The sequence below is a fragment of the Roseiarcus sp. genome, from assembly GCF_049514155.1.
Lineage (GTDB): Bacteria > Pseudomonadota > Alphaproteobacteria > Rhizobiales > Beijerinckiaceae > Roseiarcus.
The window spans coordinates 1-4,887 of the sequence record NZ_JBEKVH010000217.1 but is presented as its reverse complement, the minus strand read 5'-3'; the positions used below and the strand labels follow the sequence as shown (position 1 = coordinate 4,887).

Here is a 4,887-nt window from a genome sequence, read left to right as displayed (position 1 = left end):
GGTGCAAAGCTTCGGCGGCGGCGCGACGAGCGGCACGCCGGCGCGCTCGCAGAACCGCGTCATCGCCTCGCGGATCGCCCCGTTCGCCGCCACCCCGCCCGCGATGACGACGGCGCGCGCAATGCCCGCCCGCTCCGGAAAGCGGCCGAGCGCGACCCGCATGCGGTCGGCGATCACGTCCACCACCGCGGCCTGAAACGAGGCGCAGAGATCGGCGACGTCGCGGCTTTTCAGCGGCGCAATCGCAAGCGCTGCCTGGCGCGTCGCGGTTTTCAAGCCCGATAGCGAGAAATCGGCGTTCGGCCGCCCGAGCAGCGGCCGCGGCAGCGCGAAGCGCTGGGGGTCGCCCTCGCGCGCCGCCGCCTCGACCGCCGGGCCGCCGGGAAAGGGCAATCCAAGCATCTTGGCGGTCTTGTCGAAGGCTTCGCCGATCGCATCGTCCATAGTCGCGCCGAGCCGCTCGTATTCGCCGACGCCGTTCACCGCGAGAATCTGCGTGTGCCCGCCCGAGGCGAGCAGCAGCAGATAGGGAAAGGGAACCCGCGCGACAAGACGGACCACCAGCGCATGCGCCTCGAGGTGGTTGACGGCGACGAACGGCTTGCCGGTCGCCAGCGCCATGCCCTTGCCGGTCATCAGCCCGACCAGCACGCCGCCGATCAGGCCCGGCCCGGCCGCCGCGGCGATGCCGTCGAGCGCGCCGGCCTTGACGCCGGCGGTCGTCAAGGCGCGCGAGATGAGCGCATCGACGATCTCGACATGGGCGCGGGCGGCGATCTCGGGCACCACCCCGCCATAGGGCGCGTGGGCGGCGATCTGGCTCATCACCTCGTCGGCGAGGATTTCGCCGGTCCCGTCGGCGCGCAGCCGCACCACCGCCGCCGCGGTCTCGTCGCAGGTGGTTTCGATCCCCAGGACGCGCATTCGGCGCTCTCTATACGCTTGGCGCGCGCCTGCCCAGGGCCTAATGAGCGGCGACGGCGCCTCCGGCGCCGCCGGAGGGCGCATGACCCGACGAATCGCGCTGATGCGGGCGAAGGACGATTCCGAGGCGACCGCCGCCGAACTCGCCGCGCGCGGCTGCGAAGGCGTGATCGCGCCGGCGATCGAGATCCGCGCGCTGCCGGCGGCGTTGCCGCAAGGTCCGTTCGACGCGCTCGTCGCGACCAGCCCGCGCGCGATTCGGGCGCTGGGGCCGGGCGAGCGCGCGGGGCTTGCGGCGATCCCGCTCTACGTCGCCGGCGCGCGCGCGGCGCGAGCGGCGCGAGACACGGGGCTCGCGCTCGCCGGCGATCCCGCCGCCGACGCCGCGGCGCTGGCGGAGCGGCTGGCGCGAAAGCTGCCGCGGGGCGCGCGCCTGCTCTATCTCGCCGGCCGCGACCGCAAGCCGACGCTCGAGGCGACGCTCGCCGCCGCCGGCCTCGTCGTCCAGGCGGTCGAGCTCTACGCCGCCGAGGCGCGCCAGGCGTGGAGCGCGCACGAAGCGCAGGCGGTCGCCCATTGTGACGGCGCGCTGCACTATTCGCGTCGCACCGCCGCGCATGCGCTCGCTCTGGCGGCGCGGGCGGGGCTCGCCGAACGCTTCCGCGCGCTGCTCCACGTCTGCCTCTCTGCCGACGTCGCCGAACCGCTCGTCGCCGACGGCGCGGCGCGAATCGTCAGCGCCGACGCGCCCGACGAGGCGCATCTCCTGGCGGCGCTCGAGCGCGCGCTCGAGCCTGCGCCCAAAGGCTGAGGCGGGCGCGACGGTCCGCGACGCCGCGCCGGTTTCCAACCCGCGGCGGCTCGCCTATAGAGTCGCGCGAAGCGACAGCGAGGGCCCATGGCCGAGGATCCGATCCCGAGCGCCGAACCGGAGATCAGCGCGCCGCCGCCGACCGCGCCACCGAGTCCCGCTCGGCCCGATCCAGGGATGATCGATGGCGAGGCGACTGAGATCCGCGACGAGGCCGCCGCCACGGTCGAGGCGCCTTCGGCGGACGCGCCGCCGCCCGCGCCGAATCGCGCCGCCCCCTACGCCATTCCCGCCGCCGCCGGCCTCGGCGGCGCGATCCTCGGCGCGGCGCTCGCCCTGCTCGCAGCGTGGCTGATCGATCCGCGCGCCGGCGCGCTCGACGAAACCCGCGCGCGGCTCGCCGCAGTCGAGAAATCCATCGACGCCCAGTCGGTCGCGACGGCGGCGCTCGACCGGCGCATGGCGACGGTTGAAACGGGCGCGGTCAAGGCGAGCGCGCTCGACGCGCTCGGCCGCCGCCTCGGTGCGCTCGAAGCGGCCGGGGGCGACGCCAAGGCGGCGCTCGACGAAGCGCGCGCGGCGCGCGCCGACGCCGCCAAGGCGCTCGCCGCGCCGCCGGCTGCGTCGCTCTCGACCAACGCGGCCCCGCCGGCCGAACCAAGCGCGCTCGAGCCGCGTCTGGCCAAGCTCGAAGCCGATCTCGCCGCCGCCGATGCGCGGCTGAACCAAATCGACGCGCTCAGCGAACGCCTCGCCAAGCTTGAAGGCGCGACCGGCGCCGCGCCGAAGAGCGACGCGCGCGTCGCGCTGGCGAAGGGCGCTTCTGAGAGCGCGGCTTCGATCGCGGTGCTCGCGCTTTCGCTCGAGCAGCGCTTCGCCGCCGGCGCGCCGTTTGCGACGGAGCTTGCGGGCCTGTCGCAGCTCGGCGTCGGCGCCGACGCGCTGGCCCCGCTGAAGCCGTTCGCCGAATCGGGGGCGCCTTCGCTTTCCGCGCTCGCCGCGAGCTGGGCCAAGGTCGAGCCGGCGGTCGCCGCCGCCACGCCGCCGCCTGAGCGCAGCGGCTGGGACCGGCTCCTCGACCACGTGCGCGCCCTGGTGCGCGTCCGCCGCGTCGGCGATGCGGGGGAAATCGACGTATCCGGGCCGCCGGCCGCGCGAGTCGGCGCGGCGCTGGAACGCGGCGATGTCGGCGCGGCGCTCGAGGCGTACGGCCGGCTGCCGGAGGCTTCGCGCGCGGCCGGCGCCGCATGGGCCGACGCGGCCAAGGCGCGCGCGGCGGCCGACAAGGCGGCGACGGCGTTGCGCGCCGACGCGATCGGCGGCCTCGCGGCGGCGAAGGACTGAGCCGCCGCGAAAAGGAGTTCTTCACGTCCGGCGCGCTAAGTCTTGAGCGGCGCCGGAACGCGCCGGAGTTCGTTGGTCATGGTTCGCCTGCTGCTGTTTCTCGTCCTGCTGGCGCTCGCCGCCACCGGGCTCGCCTGGCTGGCCGAGAACCCCGGCGACGTCGCGCTGACCTTCCACGGCGTCGAATATGACGTCTCGCTGATGGTCGCGATCGCCATCGTCGTCGGGCTGGCGATCGCCATTGCGATCGCTTGGGGCGTCATCCGCTTCGTCTTCCGCCTGCCGTCGCTGATGTCGTTCGCCGCCAAGGCGCGGCGGCGCGAGAAGGGCTACACCGCGCTTTCCGGCGGCATGGCCGCGGTCGGCTCGGGCGACGCGCGCACGGCGACCCGGCTCGCCGCCGAAGCGCGCAAGCATCTGGGCGACGCGCCGCTGACCAAGCTGTTGCGGGCGCAGGCGGCGCAGCTTTCCGGCGACCGCGCCGGCGCGGCCACGGCGTTCCGCGACATGCTCGACCATCCACAAACCCATGCTCTGGGCCTGCGCGGCCTGCACATCGAAGCGCGCCGCGCCGGCGATCACCAGGCGGCGCTCGAATACGCGCGCCGCGCCCACAATCACGCCGCGCTGCCATGGGCGGCGCAGGCGGTGCTCGACGACCGCGCCGAGCACGGCGACTGGGCCGGCGCGCTGGCGATCGTCGAATCCAATGCGGCGGCGAAGCTGATCGACAAGCCGACCGCGACGCGCTGGCGAGCGGCGCTGAAGACGGCGATGGCCGAGCAGGCGGCCGATCGCGATCCGAAATCGGCGCTCGCGCTGGCGCAGGAGGCGGTCGCGCTCGCCCCCGGCCTCGTCCCGGCCGCGGCGCTCGCCGGCCGACTGCTGGCGGCCAACGGCGATCTGCGTCGCGCCGGCAAGGTTCTCGAGGCCGCCTGGCGCCGCGTCGCCCATCCCGATCTCGCCGCGGCCTATCTGCGGCTCAGGCGCGGCGATTCGGCCGCCGATCGTTTCGCCCGCGCCAAGACGCTGGCGCGCATCGCGCCCGAAGACCCAGAGGGCCGGCTGACGCTCGGCCGCGCCGCGCTCGAAGCGCGCGACCTCGCCGCTGCGCGCGCGGCGATTGGCCCGCTGATCGCGCCTGACGCGACGAGCCGGCCGACCGCGCGAACCTGTCTGCTGATGGCCGACATCGAGACCGCCGACGGGGCCGAAGGGGCGGCGCGCGAATGGCTCGCGCGCGCCGCGCGCGCGCCGCGCGACAAGGCTTGGATCGCCGACGGGATCATCAGCGATCGCTGGGCGCCGGCCTCGCCGACGGGCGCGCTCGACGCCTTCGTCTGGCGCGCCCCGGAGGAACGGCTCAGCGCGCCGGCGCCCGCGCCGCCGCCGCCGTCCCCGCCGCCGCTTCCGCTCGCAGCTTCTGCGCCGCCGCTCGCCGCGCCGCCTCAGCCGCCGCCCGCTCCGTCGCCGCCAAGACCCGTCGCGCCGCCCGTCGCCGCGAGCGCGCCGCCGCGGCCGCCGGCCAAAGCGATGATCGCGCCGACCATTGCGCCGGACGACCCTGGCCCGCTCGCCGACGACAAGACCCCCGACGGATTCCGCCGCTTCGTCGGCGACTGACGCGGCGCCGACGGCCGGGCTCGCGCGTCCTTGCCAAGCGCTAGGGATGTGCTTTAAGAGACTGCCGACCGCCGGACCGCGCCCCAAGCGCCCAGCCGCCGCGTCCAGCCGCAATAGCTCAGCTGGTAGAGCACGTCATTCGTAATGATGGGGTCGGGGGTTCAAATCCTCCTTGCGGCACCAAT

General features: G+C 75.2%; 4 protein-coding genes and 1 tRNA gene. 4 read left to right on the top strand and 1 reads right to left on the bottom strand.

Features of this window, described 5'->3' with window-relative positions:
• Positions 1-924 (bottom strand): tRNA (adenosine(37)-N6)-threonylcarbamoyltransferase complex transferase subunit TsaD (gene tsaD / locus ABSF49_RS20075; RefSeq protein WP_424114406.1); only part of this gene is annotated, 924 nt, incomplete at its 3' end.
• A gap of 82 nt (positions 925-1,006) precedes the next feature.
• On the opposite strand from tsaD, the gene ABSF49_RS20070 reads away from it, so the two are divergent.
• The 4 genes from ABSF49_RS20070 to ABSF49_RS20055 all read left to right on the top strand — a co-directional run bounded on the left by ABSF49_RS20070 (position 1,007) and on the right by ABSF49_RS20055 (position 4,885).
• Entirely contained in the window at positions 1,007-1,735 is a 729-nt protein-coding gene (locus ABSF49_RS20070; protein WP_424114405.1) for a uroporphyrinogen-III synthase, read from the top strand.
• Positions 1,736-1,822: 87 nt separating this feature from the next.
• Entirely contained in the window at positions 1,823-3,079 is a 1,257-nt protein-coding gene (locus tag ABSF49_RS20065) for a hypothetical protein (protein WP_424114404.1), read from the top strand.
• Between the two features lie 78 nt (positions 3,080-3,157).
• Complete coding sequence (locus tag ABSF49_RS20060) at positions 3,158-4,702, top strand: heme biosynthesis protein HemY (protein ID WP_424114403.1); 1,545 nt, start codon at positions 3,158-3,160, stop codon at positions 4,700-4,702.
• Between the two features lie 107 nt (positions 4,703-4,809).
• A tRNA-Thr gene (locus tag ABSF49_RS20055) sits at positions 4,810-4,885 on the top strand.
• Positions 4,886-4,887 lie beyond the last annotated feature (2 nt).

Excerpts from the sequence above, each read along its gene's own strand:
- ABSF49_RS20065 (WP_424114404.1), top strand. The coding sequence starts at position 1,823 with ATGGCCGAGGATCCGATCCCGAGCGCCGAACCGGAGATCAGCGCGCCG.
- ABSF49_RS20070 (WP_424114405.1), top strand. The coding sequence starts at position 1,007 with ATGACCCGACGAATCGCGCTGATGCGGGCGAAGGACGATTCCGAGGCG.
- ABSF49_RS20060 (WP_424114403.1), top strand. The coding sequence starts at position 3,158 with ATGGTTCGCCTGCTGCTGTTTCTCGTCCTGCTGGCGCTCGCCGCCACC.